Annotated in this window: 21 protein-coding genes, 1 tRNA gene and 1 other annotated feature; of the genes, 3 read left to right on the top strand and 19 right to left on the bottom strand. The window is 67.8% G+C overall.

Features of this window, described 5'->3' with window-relative positions; all coding sequences use genetic code 11:
- Positions 1-154: 154 nt before the first annotated feature.
- The 14 genes from SB4_RS07635 to SB4_RS07570 all read right to left on the bottom strand — a co-directional run bounded on the left by SB4_RS07635 (position 155) and on the right by SB4_RS07570 (position 13,294).
- Entirely contained in the window at positions 155-1,201 is a 1,047-nt protein-coding gene (locus SB4_RS07635; protein WP_058752093.1) for a Glu/Leu/Phe/Val dehydrogenase family protein, read from the bottom strand.
- A 131-nt stretch (positions 1,202-1,332) separates the two neighbouring features.
- Positions 1,333-1,409, bottom strand: a tRNA-His gene (locus tag SB4_RS07630).
- 63 nt (positions 1,410-1,472) lie between these two features.
- Entirely contained in the window at positions 1,473-2,183 is a 711-nt protein-coding gene (locus tag SB4_RS07625) for a type II secretion system protein N (RefSeq protein WP_241488530.1), read from the bottom strand.
- Between the two features lie 11 nt (positions 2,184-2,194).
- A complete protein-coding gene (gene gspM, locus SB4_RS07620; protein WP_058752092.1) occupies positions 2,195-2,668 on the bottom strand; it encodes a type II secretion system protein GspM in 474 nt (157 codons plus the stop codon).
- The gene (gspL, locus tag SB4_RS07615) at positions 2,665-3,747 is read right to left on the bottom strand and encodes a type II secretion system protein GspL (protein ID WP_058752091.1); all 1,083 of its coding nucleotides are present in this window, start codon (positions 3,745-3,747) and stop codon (positions 2,665-2,667) included. Before gspL ends, gspM begins: the two co-directional genes overlap by 4 nt.
- A complete protein-coding gene (gene gspK / locus SB4_RS07610) occupies positions 3,747-4,742 on the bottom strand; it encodes a type II secretion system minor pseudopilin GspK (protein WP_058752090.1) in 996 nt (331 codons plus the stop codon). The genes gspL and gspK overlap by 1 nt, the downstream gene beginning before the upstream one ends.
- On the bottom strand, positions 4,735-5,463 hold the full coding sequence (gene gspJ / locus SB4_RS07605; protein WP_241488529.1) for a type II secretion system minor pseudopilin GspJ: 729 nt from the start codon (positions 5,461-5,463) through the stop codon (positions 4,735-4,737). The genes gspK and gspJ overlap by 8 nt, the downstream gene beginning before the upstream one ends.
- 53 nt (positions 5,464-5,516) lie before the next feature.
- A complete protein-coding gene (gene gspI / locus SB4_RS07600) occupies positions 5,517-5,948 on the bottom strand; it encodes a type II secretion system minor pseudopilin GspI (protein ID WP_082670051.1) in 432 nt (143 codons plus the stop codon).
- Positions 5,949-6,030: 82 nt separating this feature from the next.
- Positions 6,031-6,552, bottom strand: coding sequence for a GspH/FimT family pseudopilin (locus SB4_RS07595; RefSeq protein ID WP_082670050.1), 522 nt, complete (start codon positions 6,550-6,552; stop codon positions 6,031-6,033).
- Positions 6,549-7,004 (bottom strand): type II secretion system major pseudopilin GspG, encoded by a 456-nt coding sequence (gene gspG / locus SB4_RS07590; RefSeq protein WP_082670058.1) that lies wholly within the window; start codon positions 7,002-7,004, stop codon positions 6,549-6,551. The genes SB4_RS07595 and gspG overlap by 4 nt, the downstream gene beginning before the upstream one ends.
- Before the next feature lie 17 nt (positions 7,005-7,021).
- A complete protein-coding gene (gspF, locus tag SB4_RS07585; RefSeq protein ID WP_058752087.1) occupies positions 7,022-8,245 on the bottom strand; it encodes a type II secretion system inner membrane protein GspF in 1,224 nt (407 codons plus the stop codon).
- 381 nt (positions 8,246-8,626) lie between these two features.
- Positions 8,627-10,078 (bottom strand): type II secretion system ATPase GspE, encoded by a 1,452-nt coding sequence (gene gspE, locus SB4_RS07580; RefSeq protein ID WP_420893886.1) that lies wholly within the window; start codon positions 10,076-10,078, stop codon positions 8,627-8,629.
- A gap of 154 nt (positions 10,079-10,232) precedes the next feature.
- Positions 10,233-12,455: a type II secretion system secretin GspD gene (gene gspD / locus SB4_RS07575; RefSeq protein ID WP_058752086.1), complete on the bottom strand. Its 2,223-nt coding sequence runs from the start codon at positions 12,453-12,455 to the stop codon at positions 10,233-10,235.
- Positions 12,452-13,294: a type II secretion system protein N gene (locus SB4_RS07570; protein ID WP_058752135.1), complete on the bottom strand. Its 843-nt coding sequence runs from the start codon at positions 13,292-13,294 to the stop codon at positions 12,452-12,454. The genes gspD and SB4_RS07570 overlap by 4 nt, the downstream gene beginning before the upstream one ends.
- A 105-nt stretch (positions 13,295-13,399) precedes the next feature.
- Here SB4_RS07570 and SB4_RS07565 point away from each other — a divergent pair, with 105 nt between their 5' ends.
- Positions 13,400-14,071: a prolyl hydroxylase family protein gene (locus tag SB4_RS07565; protein WP_058752134.1), complete on the top strand. Its 672-nt coding sequence runs from the start codon at positions 13,400-13,402 to the stop codon at positions 14,069-14,071.
- A 115-nt stretch (positions 14,072-14,186) separates the two neighbouring features.
- Here SB4_RS07565 and SB4_RS07560 read toward each other — a convergent pair whose 3' ends face one another.
- From SB4_RS07560 to SB4_RS07545, 4 genes are all read right to left on the bottom strand, one after another.
- The gene (locus tag SB4_RS07560) at positions 14,187-17,015 is read right to left on the bottom strand and encodes a TonB-dependent receptor domain-containing protein (RefSeq protein ID WP_058752085.1); all 2,829 of its coding nucleotides are present in this window, start codon (positions 17,013-17,015) and stop codon (positions 14,187-14,189) included.
- A gap of 108 nt (positions 17,016-17,123) precedes the next feature.
- A complete protein-coding gene (locus tag SB4_RS07555; protein WP_058752084.1) occupies positions 17,124-18,770 on the bottom strand; it encodes a hypothetical protein in 1,647 nt (548 codons plus the stop codon).
- A gap of 348 nt (positions 18,771-19,118) precedes the next feature.
- Entirely contained in the window at positions 19,119-19,385 is a 267-nt protein-coding gene (locus SB4_RS07550) for a hypothetical protein (protein WP_153006127.1), read from the bottom strand.
- 205 nt (positions 19,386-19,590) lie between these two features.
- Entirely contained in the window at positions 19,591-21,270 is a 1,680-nt protein-coding gene (locus SB4_RS07545) for a GH39 family glycosyl hydrolase (RefSeq protein WP_058752133.1), read from the bottom strand.
- Between the two features lie 122 nt (positions 21,271-21,392).
- Positions 21,393-21,448 (top strand) — a sequence feature (sul1 is cis-regulatory element that is thought to sense ions involved in sulfur or methionine metabolism; They are found in Alphaproteobacteria).
- Positions 21,449-21,505: 57 nt separating this feature from the next.
- On the opposite strand from SB4_RS07545, the gene SB4_RS07540 reads away from it, so the two are divergent.
- Both SB4_RS07540 and SB4_RS07535 read left to right on the top strand, forming a co-directional pair.
- Positions 21,506-23,002, top strand: a complete 1,497-nt coding sequence (locus SB4_RS07540; RefSeq protein ID WP_058752082.1) for a SulP family inorganic anion transporter — start codon at positions 21,506-21,508, stop codon at positions 23,000-23,002.
- Positions 23,003-23,058: 56 nt separating this feature from the next.
- On the top strand, positions 23,059-23,421 hold the full coding sequence (locus tag SB4_RS07535; RefSeq protein ID WP_058733253.1) for a hypothetical protein: 363 nt from the start codon (positions 23,059-23,061) through the stop codon (positions 23,419-23,421).
- Here the strand turns inward: SB4_RS07535 and SB4_RS07530 are convergent, their stop codons facing one another.
- The gene (locus SB4_RS07530) at positions 23,422-24,465 is read right to left on the bottom strand and encodes a substrate-binding domain-containing protein (RefSeq protein WP_058752081.1); all 1,044 of its coding nucleotides are present in this window, start codon (positions 24,463-24,465) and stop codon (positions 23,422-23,424) included. It lies immediately after the preceding gene.
- Positions 24,466-24,535 lie beyond the last annotated feature (70 nt).

The raw sequence follows: 24,535 nt of genomic DNA, 5'->3' as shown, positions 1-24,535 counted from the left end.
GGGAGCGGCTTATCGCCACACGTCCCACTTCTTAAGCCCCTCCCGTAGACGGGAGGGGTTTGGGGAGGGCAAGATGTCTCACAGAGCCTTTCCCTTGCGGCCTACCCTCCCCCATCCCCTCCCGCTTGCGGGAGGGGCGTGAGTCTCATTCAGGTCAGCGCCCGATCAGGCCCTGCGCGATCTCGTCCGCGACGTCCGACGCCGGATGGCCCGTCTCGGCCGAGCGCTGCCACACCTGCTCCAGACGCTCGGGGATCTTGGCGATGCGCGACATGACCTCGGCTTCGTCGCCCTGGCCCAGATATTCGAGGCCGACATTGATGATGCCGCCTGCGTTGATGACGTAATCGGGGGCATAGAGGATGCCCGCCTCCGCCACGCGCGCGCCGTCTTCGCGGGTGGCCAGCTGGTTGTTGGCGCCACCCGCGACGACCTTGGCCTTCAGCCGCTGGATCGAATCGGCGGTCAGCACCGCGCCCAGCGCGTTGGGGCTGACCAGGTCGACATCGGTGAACAGGATCTCGTCGGCCGGGGCGACGCTGGCGCCCAGTTCTGCCGCCATCGCTTCCGCACGCGCCTGGTTGACGTCGGCGATCGTCAGGATCGCGCCGTCCCTGGCGAGCAGCTTGGCAAGGCCGCCGCCGACCGAGCCCACGCCCTGGATCGCGACGCGCACGCCCTTCATGTCGGTCGCGCCCAGCCCGCGCTTGGCCGCTGCCTTCACGCCCAGATAGACGCCGTGCGCGGTGTACGGGCCGGGGTCGCCGCCCGCCGCACCGCTCGCCACCGGCAGGCCGGAGACATAGCGGGTCTGGGTCGCGATGACCTTCATCCGCTCCTCGGACATGCCGACGTCTTCGGCCGTCACATAGCGACCGCCGAGCGACTCGACCGCGCGGCCGAACGCCTCGAGCTGCGCGGTGGTGATGACGTCGCCCTGCTTGGCCGCCAGCACCACGCCCTTGCCGCCGCCCAGCGCCAGCCCCGCCATCGCGTTCTTGTAGCTCATGCCGCGCGACAGGCGCAGCGCATCGGTGATCGCCAGCGCGGGCGTGGCATAGTGCCAGAAGCGCGCACCGCCCGCCGCCGGGCCGAGATGCGTCGAGTGCACGGCGATGACCGCCTGCAGCCCCGAAGCGGGATCGGTGAACAAATGCACGCCTTCATGCGCGTCGAAATCGGGAAAGCCCCAGTCCGTCATGCTCGTCCTTCGGTCCGACAAATGCGGAACCGGACCGAGACTTTCGACCCGGCCACCCTATCGGTGAGGATTGAGGGGGGACACGGGCGCGAAAGGGGCCGGTGCCGTGGCCAGGAAATGGCCGGAAGAAATGGGGCGACCGACGGGACTTGAACCCGCAACTTCCGGCATCACAAGCCGGCGCTCTAACCAATTGAACTACGGTCGCCGCGAAGGCTTGCGCCCCTAAACGGGATCACCCGGTTTCGTCAAGCGGTCAAAAGCGCGTCCGTCAGAATCTTCCCTGCGCCGAAAGTCGGTATCCACCACCCGACCCCGCGACGAAGCCCAGCTGCTCCAGCTTGGCCGCCGCCGCCGGATCGCTGGGGGTCAGCACCAGGTCGGCGGTGTAGCGGCCATCGGGGCGGATGCGCAGATTGACCGCCTCCGTGCCGCCCTGCCCCGCCATGGGCAGGAGCAGCGCGCCCGCCTCGCACCGCGCGGTGCCCATCATCGTCGGGGGCAAGGGCAAGCCACCCGCCTCCCCCACCACGGTCGCACGCACCCGGCCGGCCGCTTCCTCACACACGCCGTCGCGGAATTTGACGGTCACGTCCTCCAGCGCCAGCGTGGTGACCGGCAACGGCGCGAACAGCGTCGCGGCGGGCAAGCTGGCGGTCACGCCATCGATGCCCATGGCATGGCGGCTGATCGAGGCCGAACCGGCGATCGGGCGGCCATCGACGCCTGCGCCCTCAAATGCCAGCTTGGCGCGGCCGACCAGCAGTGCCAGCGGCGACAGCGACACGCGCAGGTCGCCCAGCGCCACATCGCCAAACCGCGCCTCGATCATGCTGCCGCCCCAGATCGTGCCGCCGACCCGCCGCGCGCTCAGCCCCTCATCGGCCAAGCCCGTCGCGCCCAGCGCAAGGCGCATCGGCAGGAAGACGATCAGCGCCACGAACAGCATGGCGGCGAACAACACCGGGGGCCGCGTGGTCATCCGCAACCGCATCAGGACACCCGCGTCCGCAGGAGAAGCGCAACGCCCACCGTCTTGTCGCCATTGTCGGTCAGCGTCGCCTGCTCGACCAGCACGCCGCCACGCTCCAGCCGGGCGAGCCACGGAGTCAGGGCGGCGGGCCGGGCCGAGGCGATCTGCGCGCGCACCCGGCCGGGGCCGTCCTCGGTCAGGGCGGACAGGGTGAAGCCCGCCTGCTCCGCCGAGACACGCACCGTATCGGCTAGCGTTCCCGCAAGCGCGGGCGGGCGGCGGCGACGCTGGTTCAGCTCGGCGGCGATGGCCTGCGCCTCGCCCAACCGGATCACCGCATCGGCATGGCGTTCACGCGCGCTCGACAGGCCGTCACCCAGCGGGCGCAACAGGCCGCCCCAAAGGAGCGTCACGACCAGTAGCGCGCCCATCACCAGCAGCAGCCGCTTCTCGCGAAGGGAGCGGCCATCGAACCAGAGTTTCAGCGCCTTCATCGTGCGCGCACCGTGAATTCTCCCGTGATCCGGCCGTTCGCCGCAACGAAGGTGCTGGGCTGGACGGTAAAGCCCTCCGCCTCGATCGCGCGCTTCAGGTCGGTGGCCAGCGCCTCGCGGTCGACCGCGACGCCCAGCCGGATGTCGCCATTGGGCTGGAAGTCGAGCGCGGTCAGCTCGGTGCCCGGCACCGCGCGCACGGCGGCGAACACCGCCGCCGCCGTCCGGCTGAACCCCTGGCCCGGCCCGCGTACCGCCGACAGCCGCTCGGTCAGCTGGCGGTCGGCATCGACCAAGGTCTCGCCACGCGGCAGGGCGGTGCGGGCGATCTGGTCGATCTTCGCCTCGGTCGCATCGGCGGCGAAGCTGTATTTGGTGAGCCGGACGAAATCGATCGCCAGCGTCGCAACGACGATGGCCAGGCCCAGCCAGGCAAGCCGCCGCACCAGCCGCCAGTCGATTACGAACCCGCGCCGCCGCGCGAACACACCCTGGCGCAGGTCGAGTGCCGGGCTCGCCGCCGCCACGCCCAGCGCCGCCTCGATCCCATCGGCGTCGAGATCGGCGAGCGGCTCCTCGCCCGCAACGATCTCGGTAAAGCCCGGCTCGTCGGCAAAGCCCGAGGCGCGTCCACGTACCACGCCCTGCCCGGCCAGGTCGCCGCGCACATAGCCCTCGTCGGGACGCGGCAGCAGCAGCGGCGCGGGCACCACCGCGACCGGATCGACCCCGGCCTCGCCCAGCCGTGCGAGCCAGCCCGCCATCGCGCCGCGATTGACGATGCCGATGGCGCGGCTGCCCGCATCATCCTCGCCGACCGCGACGTGCAATTCGTCCATCGGCGCCGCACTCACCTCGGCCGCCAGCAGGCGCGCGGCCGCGGCGGCCTGCGCGGTCGAGCGGGCAGGAATCTCGGCCCAGTGCAGCGACACCGCATCGGCGGGCGCGACCGCGATGACGTCGCCGTCCCCCTGCGGCAGGCCCTCGCCCGCCGCCGCGACGCGCGAATCCTCGATCCGCATCCAGCGATAGTCGCCGCCCTCGCCCGGCGGCAGAAACAGGAGGTTGGTCGCACTCATCACTCTTCCCCCCAAATCCGTGCCACCAGGCGCGGCAGCTGCCGGGTCGCATCGACCAGTGCGCGCTCCTGCACCCCGATGCCGCCCACGCCGACGTCGATGCGCAGATTGAACCAGCGCGTCGTCGTCGCCACGTTGCCGCCCCCGCTCGCCCCCGACACTTGCGCCCAGAAGGCGCTGACGTCCGCATAGCCTTGCGGCGGGCGGCGCAAAAGGGCCTGCGATATGCTTGCAGGCGAAATGGTATCGACCTGCGCCATGGCGACCAGCGGGGCCTGTTCGGGGGCCAGCGTGTTGATGTTCACCATGGTCGGCTTCGCCTCCGGCAGGGTGCAGACCCAGGGGCGCAGTTGTGCATAGAGTTCGGGCGTGACGCCATTCACCATCCGCAGTTCGCTGACATCCGCCATCAGCGCGCCGCCGGTCCGATAGGGCGGATCGCGTGCGAGATAGAGCGGGTCCTCCGCACCGCCGCCTTGCGGATTGGGGTCGCTGTCGATCCAGTCGGAGGTGGCGGTGGCGACCTGTTCGGCGACCTGGCCGGGGATGCCGAGCAGCCGCATCAGTTTGGCGAAATGCGCGACCTCGACCGCATTGCCGATCAGGACCGCCGGCTGGCCCGGCTGGCCCGGCAAGCTCTGCGCCAGGCCATTCAGGTTAAAGCAGTTGCCGCCATCGGTCACCCGCGCCACCGCGCTGCCCCCGGCCGCCCCGTCGCCCAGCGGCAGCGCGAAGGGCCGGTCGCTCCACCCGCCGAGCAGCGACACCTTGCCCTGCGAGCGTTCGAGCAAATCACCGATGCGGATGATCGCCAGCGCCTCGGCAGCATAGGCATAGCCGCGCGCCTGTTCAATCGCGACCGCATTGCCCCCCAACCGGGTCGACAGGCGCAGCTTTTCCAGCGCCGTCGCGGCCAGTACGGCGATCACCGCGACCAGGATCAGGACGGTGAGGAGCGCCGCGCCGCGCTCGGATCGGCGGACCGCTTTAGCCATTGGGTGTCGGCGAAGGCGTGGGCGTCGCGCCGGGTGTCAGGTTCGACGGGGTCATGTTGTTGTCGTCGATATAGCCGGTGCCGACCAGGAACAGCTGGCGAAAGATCATGCCATCGTCGCGCACGATCGTCACCTCGGCCGCCTGGGGCAGTGCGACGCCGGGCTGGCCCTGCCACTGGTCGAGCCAAGCTCCATTGAAGCGATAGCGCAGATGCAGTTCGCGGACATGGTCCATCAGCACCGCCGGTTCCATCGGCGCGGCTCCGTCGAGCAGCGGCCACGCGACCCGCTCCAGCGCATCCCCGTTCAGGCGATAGGCGACCTTTTGCAGCGAGGGCCGCTGCGCATTGTCCAGATTGCTCCACCCGGCACGGACGAGACGCATCGCATCGGGCCCGGCGACCATGGCGGGTGTCTGCACCCCGCCTTCGTCGCGGGTCGGGCGATTGACCGCCTGCGCCAGATCGGCGGACAGGATCGCGGTCGTCCGGCTGACCGCCGCCATGGCGTCGAGCTTCTGCCCGGTCACCGCCTGGGCCCGCACGCTCATCGACAGGATCGCCACGGCCGCGGCGGCGAGCATCGCGAAGATGAGCAGCGCCACCATGACTTCGACCAGGGTGAAGCCATCTTGGCCGTCCGTCCCCCGGCGAAGGCCGGGGCCCCGTTGCCGTGCAGTAGAAGGCGCGCCGCGACGTTCGCCTTCTCCATCGGGCCTCACCGAGACTGGGCCCCGGCCTTCGCCGGGGAACAGGAGGATGCGTGAGCGCGACATCACGACGCTACCACCCCGACCGGCGGCGCGGCCATGGGCGGGCGAACCATCGTCATCCGGCCGACGACGCTTCCACCGGCATTGGTCACCGCGACGTCGATCCGCACCACCCGCACGTCGCCCGTGCCGCTAACGATCCGCGTCCATTTCCAGCTGCGACCGCCATTCACCTCCGCGCCCGTCGTACGGCCCAGCGCGGGGGCTTGCGGGTCGGTCACGGCGGAGATGGCGATGTTGCGCGCGACCATCTGGGCGACGACGGTCTCGTCGAGGATCGACGCCCCCCGGATCGTGGCACTCTCCAGCCGCACGAGCGCCATCGCCGCCAGGCTGAACACGGCGAGCGCGACCATGATCTCGATCAGGGTGAAGCCGTCCTCCCCGGCACGGGGAGGGGGGCCATCCGCAGGATGGTGGAGGGAGGCTTCCACACAGGACTGCCTTTGAGGAAGCCCCCCTCCGTCACGGCTTCGCCGCGACACCTCCCCTTGCCGGGGAGGAGTGGGGGCGCCCTCACCCATCGACGCGCACCGAACCATCCGCGCCGATCCGCACGATGCTGCTCGCCCGGTCGCGCGTCAGGCGGAGTTCGAGCGGGCGGTCGGCCAGCCCGGTCACGTCGAAGGTCACGCGCACCCGCCCGCTGGCGTCGGGAATGCCCGCCTGCGTCCCGTCTTCCCATTGGGCGACGCGCAAGGGCTTCGCGGTCATCGGCGTCCACGCACCGTCGGCCCGCCGGTCAAAGCCATAACCGCCTCGCGTCACCCAGATGCTGACCGGCGACGCCTCGACCACCGCCACGTCATGCGCGGCGCGGACACGGGCGGCGAATTTCAACGCTTCGTCGGTCACCCGACCCCGCCGGTCGGGCAGCGACAGCACCGCCACAGCGGAGGCCAGGCCGATGACGGTGATGACGATCATCAGTTCGACGAGGGTAAAGCCCCGCTCCGCCCGAGCCGCGGCCGGGATCGTCCGATCAGGCAGGCCCCGCCCGCCGCCGCTCCCGGCATCCAGGCGGGCTGTCGCGCTCACTTATCCCAATTGCCGATATCGGCGTTGATCCCCTCGCCGCCTTCCTTGCCGTCGGCGCCGTAGGTCCAGACATCGGCCTCGCCATGCTGGCCCGGCGCGGCATAGAGATAGGGGCGGCCCCAGGGATCGTCGGGCAGCTTCTTCAGGTAACCACCCTTCTGATAGCGCGACGGATCGGCCAGCCCGGCGGGCATCGACACCAGCGCCTGCAACCCCTGCGAGGTGGTCGGAAAGGTCAGGTTCTGGAGCTTGTACATCTCCAGCCCGGTTTCGATGTTCGCGATATCGGCCTTGGCCTTCTGAATCTTGGCGGTGTCGCCCGAGGGCAGCACGTTCAGCGCGACGATCGTCGCCAGCAGGCCGATGATGACGATGACGACCATGAGTTCGACGAGCGTGAAGCCATTGGCCGGACGCTTGCGGCGGATTCGCCGGTGGGTGGGGGTACGCATCAACATGTCCTCTCGACTTATTGTCCGGCCAGCGTGTTGAGCTGGAGGATCGGCAGCAGGATGGATAGCACGATCGTCGCGACCACGCCGCCCATCACGACGATGATCGCTGGCTCCAGCAGCGACAGCGCGGTGGCGGTGAAGCGGTCGAACTCGCGCTCCAGATAGTCGGCGGCGCGCTCCAGCATCTCGTCCAGCCGCCCGGCCGCCTCGCCGCTGGCGGCCAGATAGGTGAGCAGCGGCGGAAAGACCCCCGCCCGTCGCATCGCCGCCGACAGGCTGCCGCCGCTCCGGATCGCATCGACGATAGCGTCGGAGGCGACGCGCAGGCGACGATTGTGGATCGTCCCCGCGGTCAGCGTCAGCCCTTCGAGCAGCGGCAACCGGCTGGCCACCATCGTCCCCAGCGTGCGCGCCATCCGCGCCGCATGCAGGTCGCGCAGCAACCGGCCGAGCAGCGGCAGCTTCAGCAGCCAGGTATCGAAAGACAGCCGGATCGCGGGCACCTTCAGCGCACGCCAGAAGCCCACGCCGCCGACAAGGACGATCGCCGCCATCAGCCACCACCAGCCGACCAGCAGGTCCGACACGGTGATGACCATGCGCGTCAGGAAGGGCAGCTCCTGCCCGACCGTATCGAACTGCTCGACCACCTGCGGCACGACGAACATCATCAACGCGGTGACGACGCCCATCGCCACCACGGCCAGGATCGTCGGATAGGCCAGCGCGGTGATCAGCTTGCCGCGAATCTCCGCCTGCCGTTCGAGCAAGGCCGCCAGCCGGTCTAGGATGGTCGGCAACGTGCCCGAGCTCTCCCCCGCCGCGACCATCGCGCGGTAGAGGGGGGGGAAGCTCTTGGGCTCGCGCGCCATGGCATCGGCCAGACGGCGGCCTTCGGTGACGCCCTGATGCACCGTCGCGACGATCGCGCGCACCCGCTCCTGTTCGGTCTGGCGGGTGATGGTGCGCAGAGACTCCTCCAGCGGCGAGACGCGGTTGAGCGTGGCGAGCTGGCGGGTGAACAAGGTCAGCTGCTTGACCGACATGCGCGCACGGCCGAGCTTCAGCCCGAAGAGCGGACGCCGCTCGGCGGTATCGCCGCTGCCCGGCTTGATCGAGACGACATAAAGCCGCTGCTTCTCCAGCGCGGCGCGCGCGGCATCGCTAGTCTCGGCCGGGATGAATCCTCGCTTCTCCGCGCCCTTGGTATCGATCGCGACATAGTCGAATCCGGCCATGTCAGTGCGGTACCTCATCAACGGACCCCACCCCGGCGGAGGCCAGGGTCCAGTTGCGGTGACAGCGCGGACGCAATGTTTCAGATCGAAATCTTATCCCACGCGAAGCCGCGAAGCCGCGAAGAAGGGCATGTTCGCGCAGAGGCGCGGAGGGCGCAGAGAAGTCTCGTGCGCGGCAGCGCACAGCTTTTCCAATCGGCCGAGATAGGAAGGCCGCTTGCGCGGAAGGGACAGTCTCTCTGCGTTCTCTGCGCCTCTGCGCGAACCCAATCTCTCTTCGCGGCTTCGCGGCTTCGCGTGAACTTGAATTCACGGCGCACAGCAACTGGACCCCGGCCTTCGCCGGGGAGGTACGGTATTTGAGGAGAGCGCGCACTCCACTCATCCCGCGTCGGAATCGCGGCGGGATACGCGGATGGCTTCCTCCGCCGTGGTCACGCCGTCCAGCACCAGCGTCCGCGCCGCCGCCGCCAGCGGCTGTTGCCGGGCAAAGGCGTGGGCGGCGATCGCCTGTTCATCACCGCCGTCGTTGATCAGCCGCCGGATCGTGTCGTCGACGCGGACCGCCTCATAGACGCCGGTCCGGCCCTTATAGCCGGTGCCGTTGCACTGGGGACAGCCGACCGCCTCGTACACGATCGCCTTGTTCTCGATACCGAGCAGCGGCGCCACCGTATGCTTGGCCTTGACCGGCCGCTTGCACGCCGGGCACAGCCTGCGCACCAGCCGCTGCGCGATGACGGCGCGCAATGTCGAGGCGAGCAGGAACGGCTCGACCTTCATGTCGCGCATCCGGGTAATCGCGCCGACCGCATCGTTGGTGTGCACCGTCGACAGCACGAGATGCCCGGTCAGCGAGGCCTGCACCGCGATCTCGGCGGTCTCACGGTCGCGGATTTCGCCGACCATCACCACATCCGGGTCCTGGCGCAGGATCGCGCGCAGGCCCGCCGCGAAGGTCAGGCCGACCTTGGCATTGACCTGGGTCTGCCCCACGCCCTCGACCGCATATTCGACCGGGTCCTCGACGGTCAGGATGTTACGGCTGCCATCGTTCAGCAGGCGCAGTGCGGCGTACAGGCTGGTCGTCTTGCCCGATCCGGTCGGCCCGGTGACCAGGATGATGCCGTTGGGCTCGCTCAGCGCCTCGCGCAGCAGCGCGTACATCGCGGGGTTCATGCCCAGCGCGTCGAGGTCTATGCCCGCATTCTCCTTGTCGAGGATACGCAGCACCACGCGCTCCCCCGCCCGGCTGGGCAGGGTCGAGACACGCACGTCGAGCAGCTTGCCGCCCAGCGTCAGCGCCATGCGCCCGTCCTGCGGCACCCGCCGCTCGGCGATGTCGAGTCGCGCCATGACCTTGATGCGGCTGACCACCACCGGCGCGACATGCGGCGGCATGCGCAGCGTCTCGCGCAGCACGCCGTCGATCCGCATGCGGACGACGAGGCCGGTCTCATAAGGCTCGATATGGATGTCCGACACGCCGTTGCGCGCGGCGTCGGCGATGATGCCGTTGATCAGGCGGATGGCGGGCGCGTCGTCGGCGGTGTCGAGCAGATCCTCGGCGGTCGGGATGCCGTCCGCCAGCATGTCCAGTTCGTCGCCCATGCCCACCGCCGCGATCGCGGTCGCCTGTCCGTCCATGGCATAGGCATCGGACAGCAGCCGATCGAAGGCGGGCGCCTCGACACGGGTGATGGCGAAGGGACGGCCGATATGGCGGCGCAGCTCGATCAAGGCGCGCGGGTCCGCGCTTTCGCGCAAGGCGATGGTCAGCGGATCGGCGGTGTGGACGACCGTGCCGAACTTGCGTGCATAGGCGTAAGGAATGGTCAGCGGCGCGACCAGTTCCAGCGTCTCGGGCGTTTCGTCGGGCGGGGGGAGCGGGAGAGCGGGGTGCCCTCCCCCATCCGCTCCCGCCTGCGGGAGGGGCGTGCCCAGTGGCAGAGGGACCGTGTCGCCCGTGGGGAGGGGTTCGCGTGCGTCAGTCACGGCGCTTGATCGGTTCGACCGGCTTGGCGACGGGCACCGCAATGCGCGGGTCCTCGATATTGCCGGGCATCGGCGCGTGCGGGATCGGCGGCGCGGCGTTCATATAGTCGCGGACCAGTTCGTCGATCGACGGCTCGACGCCGGGCTGGGCATAGCCCTGAAGCTGGCGGAGATAGCCGTAACGCTGCTCGGTGACGCGGCGGCTGTCCTCGGGCGTGCGCAGGATCGTCGGGCGGATGAAGACCATCAGGTTCGTCTTCGACCGGCTGCGCGCCTTGGAGCGGAACAGCGCGCCCAGACCCGGAATGTCACCGAGCAGCGGAATCTTCTCGATCGTGCGGCGCTCGTTATCGTCGAGCAGGCCGCCGATGACGGTGATCTGGCCGTCATCGGGGGTGAAGACATTCTCGAACGCGCGCTTGTTCAGGATCAGCTCGCTATTGTTGCTCGACACGGGTCCTGCGATCGAGCTGACTTCCAGGCGCACATATAGTTTCAGAGAGCCGCCCGCATTGACCTGCGGCTTCACGTCCAGCTGGATGCCGACATTCTGGCGCTGCACCGTGCGGAAGGCATTGTCGAAATTGTTCGACAATGCCTGGCCGGTCGTCACCGGGATTTCCTGGCCGACCAGGCTGTGCGCCTGCTGATTGTCCAGCGTGATGATGTGCGGGACCTGGAGCAGGTTCGAGGTCGTGTCGCTCTTCACCGCGTTGATGATCGCGCCGAATACCGTGTCGCCGATCTGTCCGCCCCACCCGGCAAAGCCGCCGGTGGTGCCCAGGATCGACTGCACCGCCGACTGGGTCAGCTGGTTATAGGCCTGGTTGGGCACGTTGGTTTCGGTGCGCGTCCCGTCGGGGGCGACGACGACGGTCCGGTTGCCGCCCAGCGTCTGCGCACCGACCGCGCCCGCAATCTGCAGGATGTTCGGCGCGGTGTTGCCATAGGTCGACGCCGCGAACGCACCGCCCGACAGGCTGCCGAGCAGGAATTGCGCGCCCAGCCGCTTGGCGGTCTGGTCGGAGACTTCGGCGACGATCGCCTCGATCAGCACCTGCTCGCGGCGCACGTCGAGCTGGCGAATGACCTCGCCGATCTGGCGCTGGATATCGGCGGGCCCGGCGATGACGATGGCGTTCGCCCCGACGAAGCGGGTGACGACCGCGGCCGTCCGGCCGCCTTGCGTGCTGATCGCGGGCGGCTGTCCGTTCTGGCCACCGGCGCCCGGCGCGTTCGAGGCCTGGGGCTGGGCGACCGGCTGGATACGCTGGGCGATCGAGGTGCCCGCCGCCGATCCCGCCTGGTTGTTGGTCTGGGTGAAGCTGCCGCGCGACAGGGTGGTTTCCTGCACCGGATCGGGTGTCTGGCCGACCAACTGCTGGAGCACCGGCAGAAGCTGCTCGGCATCGGCGTTTTCGAGGAAGACGACGCGGATTTCGGTGCCGCTCTTGGCCTTGTTGTCCAGGTCGATCGCGATCTGGGCGAAGCGCGCGACGCTCGACGGATCGCCGCGCAACGCGATGGAATTCGAGCTGTCGATGGCGACCACCGACACGCCGGTGCCGCCGGGGGCCGCCCCGCCCTGCCCCGCGCCGCCACCACCGCCCGCCAGCGTCTGGAGCGCGGTTGCGATCTCGCGCGCGCCTGCGTTGCGCAGCGCGATGACGCGGGTCGAGGCATTGTCGGCGTCGATCCGGCGAACCACCTCGCGGATACGGCGGATATTGTCGGCAAAGTCGACCACGACGAGCGTGTTGCCCGCGCGATTGGCGGTGACCGATCCTTGCGCGCTGACCAGTGGGCGCACCGTCTCCAGCGCGCTGGGCGCGTCGATCGCGCGCAGGCGGATGATCTCGGTGACATAGGCGTTGCGGTTCGCGCCCGCCGCGCCGATCCGGCTGGGCTGCGACGCGGCGTTGTCGACCGGCTGCACCCGGAACGCCCCGCCCGAGGTCGGCACCGCGACCAATCCGTTGGAGCGCAATGTCGACAGGAAAATCTCAAAATATTCGGACTTGGACAGCGGCCGGTCGGTCACCACCGTCACCTTGCCGTTGACCCGGTTGTCGATGATGAAGGTACGCCCCGTCACCTTTGCGGCATCGGCGATGAAGGCGCGGATATCGGCGTCGCGGACGTTGAGCGTGGTCTGGGCGTGCGCGCCTGCGGCCAAAGCCAGCGCCAGAACCGAACCGAGGACGAGCTTCTTCATGGCCGTGGTGCCGCAATCTGAAGGGCGAGCGGCAGCGTCTGATCGCCCCGCTCGACCGTGATGGAAAGAGAACCGCCCTGTGCGAAATCCGCCGCCAGACGGTCAAGGTCGCCCGGGCCCGTCACCGGGCGGCCACCGAGCGCGGTGACGATATCGCCCTCGCGCAGCCCCGCCGCCCGGAACGCCGCGCCCGAGCCCTGCGGCCGGACGACGAGGCCCGACACACGCCCGCCGTCGAGACGGGGGATGAAGCCGATATCGGTGCGCAACTGCGCGATAGGAACGCCCCCTTGCGGCGGCACCGATCCGGGCATCGGCGCAGGCTGACCGCCCTGTGCCGAAACGCCGGCGGGCGCGGGAGGGGCATCGGATTGATCGAGATACAGGTCCTCGGTCGCGCCGCCGCGATCGATGGTGATATGGTCGAAGGCAACCGCCTTCAACCGCACGCCGGGCTGGATTTCCTCGCCCACCGACACCGAGCGCTGCACACCGTCCGGCCCGGCCAGGATCGCCGAGCCGCGCCCCGACGCCTCGTCGATCCGCGTGCCGAACAGAGTGAGTTGCAGGTTGGTCACCGCGGCGGGTGCGCCCTGTTGTCCCTGCAAACGGAAAAAGGGATCGAACCCTTCGAGGATGGCGGCGGGCGATCCGGCGATAGCGGGGGCCAGCGGCCGCCACTCGCCCAGCGGCGCAACGGGCGTGACGATCACCCATAGCAGCCGTGCGCCCTGAACGGCGAGGACCGCCATCAGCGCCAGTTCGGCCACCGAATAGACATTCACGACCGGCAGCCGTCGCAACCAGCGACGTCCGCGCGCGTCGAGCCTCAACCGCATGAAACCCACCCCGTCCGCATGTTCAGCGTCTAGGCATGGCATGTTACAGCCCTGCGTCAAAGCCCCGAAACATGGGTGTCATACAGGTTTCACATGGATATCGCGATGAACACCTTCCCCGACGCCCCGCCGACTTTGGGCAATGGCCTTGATCCGACGCCGATCATCACTCGATTGAGCGCAACGCCCGGCGTGCAGCGACTGCCCAGCCCCAAGCTGACACTGTTCGTAAAGCGCGACGTGCTGACGCCCGAAATCTGCACCGCGCTGATGAGGCGGATCGATGCGGTCCGCCGCCCGTCGACCATCGCCGATTCCAATGGCGATGCCGCCTATCGCACCAGCGAGACCGGCGACCTGCCCGCCGACGATCCGGCAGTAATCGAGACCGAACGCCGCATCGCGATGCTGACCGGCCTGTCCCCAGAATATGGCGAGCCGATCCAGGGCCAACGCTATGCGGTGGGGCAGGAATTCAAGCAGCATACTGATTATTTCGAGCCCAAGGGGCTGGACTATCACCAATATTGCGCGCTGTCGGGCAATCGGACCTGGACGGTGATGCTGTACCTCAACACGCCCGAGGCTGGCGGTGCGACCCGGTTCAAGGTGGTAGACAAGCTGATCCAGCCCGAACCCGGCAAGATGGTGGCCTGGAGCAACCGCCGCGCGGACGGCTCGACCAATCCGGCCACCCTGCACCAGGCAATGAAGGTGCGAGCCGGGGTGAAGTACGTGATTACCAAATGGTATCGGGAACGCCCTTGGCAGGGGTGACGAACCGCAAATTTGTTCGGGCTAGGCGCTGTCGACGTCCACGCCCCGCACTGATGGAAAAAGGCCGACGCCCGGATCACCCGGACGACGGCCTTTTCTCTAAATTGAAAACGGATCAGAAGGTCGTGCTGAGCCCCAGCGAGAACACGCGGCCCAGATTATAGCGGTTCAGATAGACGAACCGGCCATTCCCGAAATCCTGCCGTTCATTGTAGCGCGTACGGGTCAGGTTGCGGGCTTCGGCCTTCAGCTCGAACTTGCCGCCCATCAGCTCGAAGCCCTGGCGCGCCACGATGTCGAGACGGATGCCGGGGACTTCGACGATATCGGGCTGGAAACCGTCGCCCGACAGATAGGACGGACCGCGATTGGTCACGCGGTTGCTGGCATAGTTGAACAGCACCGTCACCTGCGACAGCGCCGCCGTATCCTCAATGCCCAGCTGCAGGTTGACGAGATGGTCCGACTGGCCCGTCAGCGGCGCACCGTCACGGAACAGCAGCTGCGCCCGGCCGAAACCCGAGGCGCAACCGTTCAGGCCGGGCGAACCCGCCGCCACCGCCGGGTTGGGCACGCAGGTCGCGTCGGCTTTGATCTTCGACTTGGTGTAGGTGTAGTTCGCGATCGCGACGAGGCGGCGCGTGGCGAAGAAGTCGCCGCCCAGACCCGCCAGCGGCACATATTTCTGCAACTCGACTTCGGCACCGTACAGCGTCGCCGAGGGCAGATAGGTGAAGCCCGTCTGCAACCGGTCGTCCGCGCCGGTGTAGAAGCCGACCTGCTCGATCGGGTTCTTGATCCGCTTGTAGAAGCCCGCCAGCGTGAAGCGCTGGTCGCGCGCATAGAACCATTCGTAGCGCGCCTCGAGGTTCCACAGCTCGCTGTCGCGCAGGTTCGGGTTACCGAAGAACAGGCGGTCCGAGTCCGGGTCGCGGAACTGCTGGGGTGCCAGTTCGCGGAACTGCGGGCGCGAGATCGTCTTGGCGCCGCTCGCCCGTAGCTGCATATCGGCGGCGAAGTTCCAGGTCAGCGTCCCCGCCGGCAGGAAATAATCGTTCTTCAGCCGGGTGCCCGTGCTGAGCACCGGCGTCACCGTCTCGATCGCGTTCTCATACCGCACGCCCGCCACCGCGCGCAGGCCGTCGAACACTTCCGCCTCGGCCTGGACATAGCCCGCATGGACGTCGAGCTTGGCGTCATAGGCATAGGCGCCCGCCTGGGTCGAGAATTGCAGCTGGAGCGTGCATTTCGGCTCCGCACGAAGCGGACAGGCGTTGTTGATGACGTCCGGGCTCAGCAGATAGTCCGGGCGATAGAGATTATAGGGGAAGCCCGGCGCGGTGCCCGCACCGTCGCTGGTCTGGTAGTTGAACTGGATACGGCTCGAATAGCGGTCCGTGCCCTGATAGAAATAGCCGGTGCTCAGCGTGATCGGACGATCACTGTCGATCTTGTAGGAAAGGTCGGCCTGGCCGGTCCACAGATTCTCGTTCAATTCCGAAAAGATGATCGAGGCGAACGGCGTGAAGCGCTGCGTCACCTGATACGCGCCGTTGCACTGGAACCCGCCCGCGCCGTTCGCACCGTCATAGCTGATCGGCAGCCCGGTCGTCGTGCGGTTGGAGCAGAGATAGTCGAACTGGCGCTCATAGGGCGCATTGCGCTTCGAGTTGGCGAAGGCGCCGCGCGCGTCGAACTTCAGCGCGTCGGTCAGCTTGAATTCGCCGACCAGCTGGCTTTCGATCAGCTGACGCTCGAACCAGTTGGTGTTCTGCTGGAAACGCAGGCCGCTGGCGTTGTTGTAGACCTCGGCCGCCGATCCGCGACCCTGCTTCAGCGTGTCGTGGATGTAGACATTGGTCCAGCGCACCGTGTTGTTGCCGAACTCATAGCCCAGCCCGACCAGCGCGTTGGCGACGATGCGGTTGTCGGTCAGCAGCGTGCGGTAATCGTTGCGCAGCGTGCCATCGGGCGACACCGAGTCCTGCTGGATCGCCGAGCGGGTGCGCAAGGTATTGGAAAGCGACAGCGACGAGATCACGCCGAGACGATCGCTGCCGATATCGAACACCGAGCCGCCCGACAGCTCACCCGACCAATTGGCGGGCAGATGATTGTTGCGCTGGAGAAGCGTGGTCGAGGCGTTGGACAGCCGCGCGACGTCGGGGGCGAGCACCAGGCCCGAACCCTTGCCCGCCTGCACGTCGCGCACGAACTGCGGCACGCCGCGCGTGCCGTCGTCGAAGCCCAGCCAGTCGGCATCGCCGCCCGCATAGGTATAGCCCAGCTCGCTGGTCGTCGCGTCATCGGCGGCGATCGTGACGCCGCCCGAGATGAAGTTCTTGCTGGGGATCGCCTTGGTCGTCAGGTTGATGACGCCGCCGCCGAACTCGCCCGGATAGTTCACCGAATAGGTCTTCTGGACCAGCGCCGAGCCGACGATGGTGGTTGGGAAGATGTCGAGCGGGACCGAGCGGCGCAGCGGCTCCGGGCTGGGCAGCGGCGAACCGTTGAGCAGCGACGAAGAGTAACGATCGCCCAGACCCCGGACATAGACAAAGCCGCCGCCCACGACGGACAGGCCGGTGACGCGGGTCAGCGCGCCCGCGATATCGCCCTCGCCCGTGCGTGCGATATCGGCGGCGGACAGGACCGAGACGATCTGCGGCGTGGCGCGGATCGTGTTGGGGATGTTGCGGCCGACGACGACGATCTCGTTGCTGGCCGAGGCATCGACGCCCGGCGCGGAGATTTCGACCGGCTCTTCGGTCGACTGGCCGTCCTGGCCGGTCGGGGTCTGGCTCTGTGGCGTGGCCTGCCCGTCGGGGCTGGTCGCGGTGGTGCTGGTGGCTGCCGGTGCCCCCGCCGTCTGCGCGAGCAGGGCGGGCGCGACAAGCTGGGAGGTCAGCAGAAGGAGCGTGGCATAAGCGAGGCGTCGCTGCATGGCCGGGTCTTCCCGTATCAGATATGGAGGAAAGCCGGGGCGGCGATATTCGCCACCCCGGCCTGCCGAGAGCGCCCGGACAGAAGCGGGCGCATGGTCAGCGGGGCCTTAGCGGCCGTTGCAGCTGAAATAGACCGAGGTGAAGACCGGCGGCCCCTGATCCTGCAGGTCGGCATTGGCGGCGCGGATCGTGGTGCGGTCCGCACCGGTGCCGGCACCGGCGATCAGGTTGACGCAAGCCACGCCCGACTGGGTCGACTTCACGATGCCGTTGATGAAGGTCATGTCCGCACCACCGCGCAGACGGATCGCCGCCGGGGCGTTGGCGGTCTGCACGAAGGTGAAGTTGGCATAGCGGCCGAAGGTGCGCGGCAGCAGGTCCTCGGCATTGTTCGAGTCGATTTCGGTCGAGAAGCTGTCGGCGGTCGCGCCCAGCGTGCGCTGCGCCGCGATCAGGAACTGCATGAAGCCGCGATAGCCGTTGTCGATGTCGAAGCCGTCATCGTCGGCACCGGTGATCGCGATATATTTCAGGTTGGTGGTGCCGCCGAAGATCTCGATGCCGTCATCGGCCGAGTTGTGGCTTTGGATGTGATCCAGGACCGTGCCCGAACCGGTGCCGCCCAGCGTCAGGCCCTGCAGCTCGTTGCCGTCCGAGATGGCGATACCCGAATAGCGGATCTGGACATAGGACATCTGGCCCGACGAGTCGGCCTGGTTCGCACCGCCATAGAAGCGGCCGGTCACGCCCTCGATGGCCTGCTGGCAGGTGGTCGAGGTGCCGCCCGCATTGTTCGGGCCGGTGCCGGTGGCGCAGACGGCGGTCGGCGCGCGGCCGAGCAGGATGATACCGCCCCACTGGCCCTGGGTCGCGTCGGACACGCCGTTGTTGACCAGATTCTGCTGCGAGGTGAAGATGATCGGCGCGTCGCGCGTGCCAGCCGCCGAGATCTTCGAGCCGCGATTGACGAGCAGCAGGTCGTTGGTCGCCTCCGACGAGTCCGCCGCGATCACGACGCCCGGCGCGATGGTCAGCGTGACACCCGCGCCGCCGGTCGAACCCAGGTCGGAGCCGACTTCGGTCTGGCCGCGCAGGCGGTACACGACACCGGCGATCTTCGGCAGTGTCACGTCCTTGGTGGTCGTGACAGTGTTGTCGATGCGGCAAAAGCGATAGGAGGGTGCCGACGCACCGCTCGGCGTGACGGTGCCGTCATCGATGGTGCCGGTCGGGCAGACCGAGGTCGATGCCGAATAGGTGCCGATCGACGGAACCGCGGTGCAGCGTGCGCCCGAGCCGCCGAATTCGGCCGAGGTCGAGTTGCAGGTCCAGCCCTGGAACGCGGTATCCGACGGACCGTTCAGCGCGCCGACATAGTTGGTCGAGGTGAAGAAGCCGTTGATGATCGATGGATCGGCAGCGGTCACCAGCGAGGTGCTGCTGGTCGGATAGATGCCGTTCAGCGCGGCACCGGTGCCGTTGACATTGTTGTTGGACCCGGCGTTCACGATCGCCAGCTGCTCGTCAGCAGTGATCGACACGCCGTTGACGGTCGTCACGGCGGCGAACTGCGCGGGGGTGATGTTGGCGGTCGGGCTGGGCGTGGGCGACGGGGTCGGCGTCGGCTGGGGCTGCACGATCACCACGCTGCCTGCGCCCGGCGACGCGACGCTGTCGGCACCACCACACGCGGAAAGGGCCGCACAGGCCGAGCTGGTCATGAGAATGAGGCCGAAGCGCTTGATGCTCGCCATCGCCGAAAAACTCCCGATCTTATCGTTGCCATATCGGGCGAAGGGCCGCCCGATGATCGACCGACTCCGAAGAGTCCCCCTGTCGATCCCGAACCGGGCGTTAGGCGGCTCAAATGACGCCAAGATGCAGTTTAGGAGAAACTTTGATGACGTTTTGGCGTCATTTACGTGACACCGGGTCCTCGGTCCGTCGCGTTTCCGGTCAAAAATGGTGCGGTGCGTCAGATAAACGGAGCCTTTTGTCGCAAAGCAGGGTACGGAGCCCGCGAGGTCGAGCTTCCGCGCGTCCTCGACGCCCCGCTCAAGCTAGTGTCACTACGGATTGGGCGGGGCGTCCCTGACCGGCTCTCAGGCCCCGGCCAGCGCGATGACTCCCGCGATCAGCCCCAGCAGCCCGCGCGCGGTCGGCATCTCACCCACGATCAACAGCACGCCGATCGTCGACAGCATCGGCCACGTGCCGCGCGCGACCGGATCGACGATCGACAGGTCGGCGACCGGATAACCCCGCTGGAGACACAGGCTGTAACAGAGGTGGAGCAGCCCACTGAGCCGTACGAAACCCACGCCGGTCGCCGTCCAGCCGATGCTGCCCCGCGACAATTGGTACAGCACCCAGGGTGCAAGCCGATGACCGAGATGAGATTATAGGCGAAGACGAAGACCGGCCCGACCGCCGCCGCACGCTTGGCGAGCAGGTTCCACGTCGCGTGGATGAACGACGCGCCGACGATCAGCAACAGCGACGAAAACGCCATGCCCCCCCCATTTCCCGGGCACGCGCTAACGCAAGGCGAGCGTCGCGATCAACTCGCGCGGGTCAACGCCCGCCGAGCACGACCAGCGCCACGCCCTGGCGCGGCAGGACGAGCGTTCCCGTCACGGCCCTTCCCTTTGGCGTCAGGTTCAACGTCTCGGGGTGCATCTCCGCCGACTTTTCCAGTGCGGCATATTGCGTCTGGTCGGGGGATTGCGGCGCGCCCATCGCTTTCCAGGCGGCATAGGCATTGGCGTGATCGCCATCGACCCGCCAGAGCCTGGCCGAAGACGGCACAGTGCCCTTCCACCCGGCCACCGACAGTTGGATCGCCGCCGCCGGGCCGGGCACATCGTCGTCATGATAATGCCAGACCAGGATCGCAACGCGTCCGTCCGCCATCCGGGTCGCGATGGTGCCGATGTCTGCGGCCCCCCGCACCCCTTGCGTCATCGCGATGTCAAGCGGCACCTGCGCATCGCTGACCGCGGCCAGCCGGTCGGGACCAAGCTGGGCGAACAGGCGAAAGACGTTGAGCACCGCCGAGGGCACGCCGTTGCTCGCCAATTGCCGATAACCCGCAAACCAGGGCTGGTTCTCGAACTCGAAGGACCAGGACAGCACGCCTTCCAGATTGACATGCCGCCGCTCCGCCAGTTCCCAGATCCGCGCGAAGCTCGCCGCCGTGTAGCTGGAGTACATGGTGCCGTTGCGATAGGCGTTTTCAGGCCCGGGACAGGCCGCGCACCCTTCGGGATCGCTTTCGCCGATGACCACCGGCTTGGTGGCGAGCGCGGGGATCGCGGTCGCCTTCACGAAGCCGCGATCAACCTCCTTCAGCTGGGTCGCGATGCCCATGCGGACATGGCCATCGACGAAGCTCGGCTGCCCCTTGGCATGGAAGGCGAGGAAGTCGGTCGGCGTACCGGTCTGGCCGGTGGCGTAGTTGGTGCCGCTGGTCACATGGCGCAGGAAGCCGTCCATGAAGGCGCCGCCCGCCCCCGCCGAATCCGGCCCGCCGACCCGCGCGGTGGGCAAGGCGCGGCGCACGCCGTCGACGGCATAATCGTGAAGCTTGTAGAATTCTTCGGGCGAGGCCTTCCAATAGGCGCCGTTCGCCTCGTTCCACACCTCGAAATACCAGCGTTCGACCTCGGCGCGGCCATAGCGTTCGACATTGTGGCGGGTCCATTGATAGACCAGCTCGCGCCACTTGTCGTAATCCTTGGGCGGATAGGCCCAACCCGAGATGATCGCGTCATAGTCGAAGCCCGGCCGCCAGCTGTGCTGGTACGGCGTGCCCGGCGGCGCGGTCGACAAAGCCTCTGGCATGAAGCCGATCTGGAGATAGGGCCGCACGCCGCGCGCCAGATAGGTGTCGATGATCCGGTCGACGCCCGTCCAGTCATAGACGGGCTTGCCGTCCTTCGTCTCAGTGTAGACGTTGGTGCTGCCCCATTTGAAAGCGGATGTGCCGTCGCCGGTGTTGAGCAGGTTGTGCGCTCGGAAATAGACGCCGCCCGGCCGCAGCTTCCCGAGTTCGAGCAGCAGCTTGCGCCCGTCCTTCATCGTCGCATAGTTCGGCTCGTCCGCGCCGAAGAAGCGCCAGACCGGCGGCAATGTTCCGGTGGTGCGCCCGGCATCGACGGTAATGGTGACGGGCCTTGTCTGCTGCGCGAATAGCGGCGTGGCACAGAACGCAGCGGCGGCCAGCGCCCGCCCGGCGGCGACACGAATTCCCATCGACCATCCTCCCTTTTTGTCGGACATGATGCTGACGCCCGTCGCCGCGAAGGTCAACCGTGGGAAAAGGCGCCCGGCGGTTGCGTCACCCGGTCGGAATCGCCTATGGGCACCATCATTCGCAAGGACCCGGTGAAATTCCGGGTGGCTATTCCGGCCGCCGATCCGCCGGACAACAACATGCACGAACGCCTCAAACGCCCCACGGCGTGCTGTTCCCTGTTGTGGATTTTCAATGACTTTCAACTTCTCCGTTTATCGCCGCCAATGGTTTACCGGTGCCGCCGCTGCGCGGGCCGACATGCTGGCCGGCATCGTCGTCGCGCTTGCGCTGATCCCCGAGGCGATCGGCTTTTCGATCATCGCGGGCGTCGATCCGCGCGTCGGCCTTTATGCCTCGGTCGCGATCGCGATCACCATCGCGCTGATCGGCGGACGGCCCGGCATGGTCTCCGCCGCGACCGCCGCCGTCGCGGTGCTGGTCGGGCCGCTGGTCCGCGAGCACGGTGTCGAATATCTGTTCGCCGCGACGATCCTGATGGGCCTGTTCCAGATGCTGGCGGGGCTGCTCCGCCTCGACCTGGTGATGCAGTTCGTGTCGCGGTCGGTCATCACCGGCTTCGTCAACGCGCTCGCCATCCTGATCTTCCTGGCGCAGCTGCCGCAGCTGACCCATGTCGGGTGGCAGACCTATGCGATGGTCGCGGGCGGCCTGGCCATCATCTATGGCTTTCCCCGGATCACCAGGGCGATCCCCTCGCCGCTCGTCGCGATCCTGGTGCTAAGCACGATCAGCATCGGGCTGGGCCTGTCGGTCCACACGGTCGGCGACATGGGCAAGCTGCCCGAAGGATTGCCCAGCTTTGCGCTACCGCAGGTGCCGCTGACCCTGGATACGCTGCGCATCATCCTGCCCTATTCGCTGACGATGGCGGCGGTCGGGCTTCTGGAATCACTGCTGACCGCGCAGATCGTCGACGACATGACCGATACCGACAGCAACAAGCGCCGCGAATGTGCGGGGCAAGGCGGCGCGAACATCATCGCTGCGCTGTTCGGCGGCATGGGCGGCTGCGCGATGATCGGCCAATCGGTGATCAACGTCACCTCGGGCGGGCGCGGGCGGCTGTCGACCTTTGTCGCCGGGGTCTTCCTGCTGTTCCTGCTGGCGGTACTCGGGCCGCTGGTCGGGCGGGTGCCGATGCCTGCGCTCGTCGCGGTGATGATCATGGTGTCGATCGGCACCTTCAGCTGGAACTCGATCGCGAATCTGCGACGGCATCCCCCCACCTCGTCGGTGGTGATGCTGACCACGGTCGTCGTCGTCGTCGCCACGCGCGACCTGTCGCTGGGCGTGGCGGCGGGCGTGCTGCTCTCCGGCATTTTCTTCGCGGGCAAGGTGCAGCGGATGTTCGCAGTCGAACGCGACATGTCGCCCGACGGCAGCGTCGCCATCTACCGCGTGACGGGCGAGATCTTCTTCGCCTCGGTCGAGCGCTTCAGCCGCGCCTTTCACACCGATGACCCCGCGCGTCAGGTGCGCATCGATGTGACGGGTGCGCATTTCTGGGACATTTCGGGCGTCGGCGCGCTCGACAAGATCGTCGCCCGGCTGCGGCGCGATGGACGCGTGGTCGAAGTCGTCGGCTATAACCGTGCCAGCGCCGACCTGATCGATCGCTTCGCGCTGCACGACAAGACCGGGGTGGACATGGGCCTGTCCCCGCACTGACCGGCGAAGGCGGGGCCAAGGTTGATCCCGGCGCCGCACCGTGTCAGGCAGCGGCCATGCAACCCCATATCCGCGCGGTCGTCGCCGCCTCCGCCCATGCGCTCGTCACCGGCAAGAAGGTGGCCGGTCTCTATGACCACCAGGCCGACCGGCATCTTCGCATCGCGGCGGAAGCGCGCGGCGAACATCTTCAGGGCTTCGACGGCGATCGGGGCGCGAAGTTCGGCGGTACCCTTCCCGAACTGCAGGACACCGGTGCCGGAACCTCGATCCATATGGAGATCGTCGAGGGCGAGGCGCGGGGCTATGACCGCAGCAGCGCCGGCCACTTCACCACCCGCGTGACCGAGCAGCGGGTGCAGTTGTTCGATCATGCCGAGGGGGCATGGTTTACCTTCGAGGTCGAGATCGCACCCTGATCAATTGGCGATGGGGCTCTGGCCCAGGGCGAGATGGCTCTGGCCTAGGCGCAGCGTCATGCCCCACAGCCGCTGCACCAGCGGCTCGTTCATGTTCTCCTGTCCCGGCAGCAGCCTGACCAGCCCACGCGCCAGGGCCAGCCCCAAATCGTCCAGCTCCAGCGAGAAGCAGGTCAGGTCCGGCGACAGCGCGCGACAGGCGGGATTGTCGCGCAGCCCGATCACCGCCACGTCCCGCCCCGGCTCCAGCCCCAGGCGACGCAGCGCGCGATACGCCCCGACCGGCGCGGTCTCCCCCATCAGCAGCAGCGCGGTCGGGCGGTCCGGCAGCGCCATCAGCTCGCGCGCCGTCGTCTCGCCGTCACTCTCATCGGTTTCGCCATGATGGACGAGCGCGGGGTCGAAGGCGATGCCCGCCTGCGCCAGTGCGTCGCGATACCGCTCGACCACGATATGGCTGTTGTTGATCGTCGCGGGCGGCGCGACCAGCCCGATGCGGCGATGCCCCGCACCGGTCAGCAGACCCATGGCATCGGCGACCACCCCCTCGAAATCCAGGTCGATCCAGGCATAGTCACGCGCCGTCGCGGTCCGTCCCAGCGCCACGAAGGGGATGCCGCGATCGAGGAGGAAGGCAATGCGCGGATCGTCATGCTGCGTGCCCGACAGCACCCAGCCATCGACCGTCCCGCGCGAGACGTGCCGCCGCAGAAAGGTCAGCCCGTCCTCGCCCTTGCGCGCCAACAGGACCGCCAGATCCAGATCATGCTCGCTCAACCCGTTCTGCACGCCCTCCAGCAGCGCCATGAAGAAGGGATCGCCATGGATCGCACTGTCATGCTCCAGGGTGAGCATGAAGCCGATCGTGCCCGTCCGTCCGCTGCGCAGCGTCCGCCCCGACTGGTTAGGGATATAGCCATGCAGGCGCGCCGCCTCGACCACCCGCTTGCGCGTATCGGGGCTGACGTCCTTGCGGTCGTTCAGCGCGCGCGACACCGTGCCGATCGACAGGCCGAGGTGACGGGCGAGTTCGCGTATGTCCATGCCGCTGTGATCGCGACACCAAGGCTTTCGCACAAGTCCCCGCCCCACAGCGCGCGACAACGGCATTGAC

It is taken from the genome of Sphingomonas sanguinis (assembly GCF_001476905.1).
Classification (GTDB): domain Bacteria; phylum Pseudomonadota; class Alphaproteobacteria; order Sphingomonadales; family Sphingomonadaceae; genus Sphingomonas; species Sphingomonas sanguinis_B.
Note: the sequence above shows the minus strand (reverse complement) of the source record. Positions and strands in the feature narration are given on the sequence as shown.

Bases quoted from the DNA above. Each gene is read 5' to 3' on its own strand.
- SB4_RS07565 (WP_058752134.1), top strand. From the start codon at position 13,400: ATGAACACCTTCCCCGACGCCCCGCCGACTTTGGGCAATGGCCTTGAT.
- SB4_RS07570 (WP_058752135.1), bottom strand. From the start codon at position 13,294: ATGCGGTTGAGGCTCGACGCGCGCGGACGTCGCTGGTTGCGACGGCTG.
- SB4_RS07625 (WP_241488530.1), bottom strand. From the start codon at position 2,183: ATGACCACGCGGCCCCCGGTGTTGTTCGCCGCCATGCTGTTCGTGGCG.
- SB4_RS07560 (WP_058752085.1), bottom strand. From the start codon at position 17,015: ATGCAGCGACGCCTCGCTTATGCCACGCTCCTTCTGCTGACCTCCCAG.
- gspG (WP_082670058.1), bottom strand. From the start codon at position 7,004: ATGCGTACCCCCACCCACCGGCGAATCCGCCGCAAGCGTCCGGCCAAT.
- gspK (WP_058752090.1), bottom strand. From the start codon at position 4,742: ATGGCTAAAGCGGTCCGCCGATCCGAGCGCGGCGCGGCGCTCCTCACC.
- SB4_RS07535 (WP_058733253.1), top strand. From the start codon at position 23,059: ATGCAACCCCATATCCGCGCGGTCGTCGCCGCCTCCGCCCATGCGCTC.
- gspF (WP_058752087.1), bottom strand. From the start codon at position 8,245: ATGGCCGGATTCGACTATGTCGCGATCGATACCAAGGGCGCGGAGAAG.
- gspM (WP_058752092.1), bottom strand. From the start codon at position 2,668: ATGAAGGCGCTGAAACTCTGGTTCGATGGCCGCTCCCTTCGCGAGAAG.
- gspL (WP_058752091.1), bottom strand. From the start codon at position 3,747: ATGAGTGCGACCAACCTCCTGTTTCTGCCGCCGGGCGAGGGCGGCGAC.
- SB4_RS07555 (WP_058752084.1), bottom strand. From the start codon at position 18,770: ATGGCGAGCATCAAGCGCTTCGGCCTCATTCTCATGACCAGCTCGGCC.
- SB4_RS07635 (WP_058752093.1), bottom strand. From the start codon at position 1,201: ATGACGGACTGGGGCTTTCCCGATTTCGACGCGCATGAAGGCGTGCAT.
- gspD (WP_058752086.1), bottom strand. From the start codon at position 12,455: ATGAAGAAGCTCGTCCTCGGTTCGGTTCTGGCGCTGGCTTTGGCCGCA.
- SB4_RS07530 (WP_058752081.1), bottom strand. From the start codon at position 24,465: ATGGACATACGCGAACTCGCCCGTCACCTCGGCCTGTCGATCGGCACG.
- SB4_RS07540 (WP_058752082.1), top strand. From the start codon at position 21,506: ATGACTTTCAACTTCTCCGTTTATCGCCGCCAATGGTTTACCGGTGCC.
- SB4_RS07545 (WP_058752133.1), bottom strand. From the start codon at position 21,270: ATGGGAATTCGTGTCGCCGCCGGGCGGGCGCTGGCCGCCGCTGCGTTC.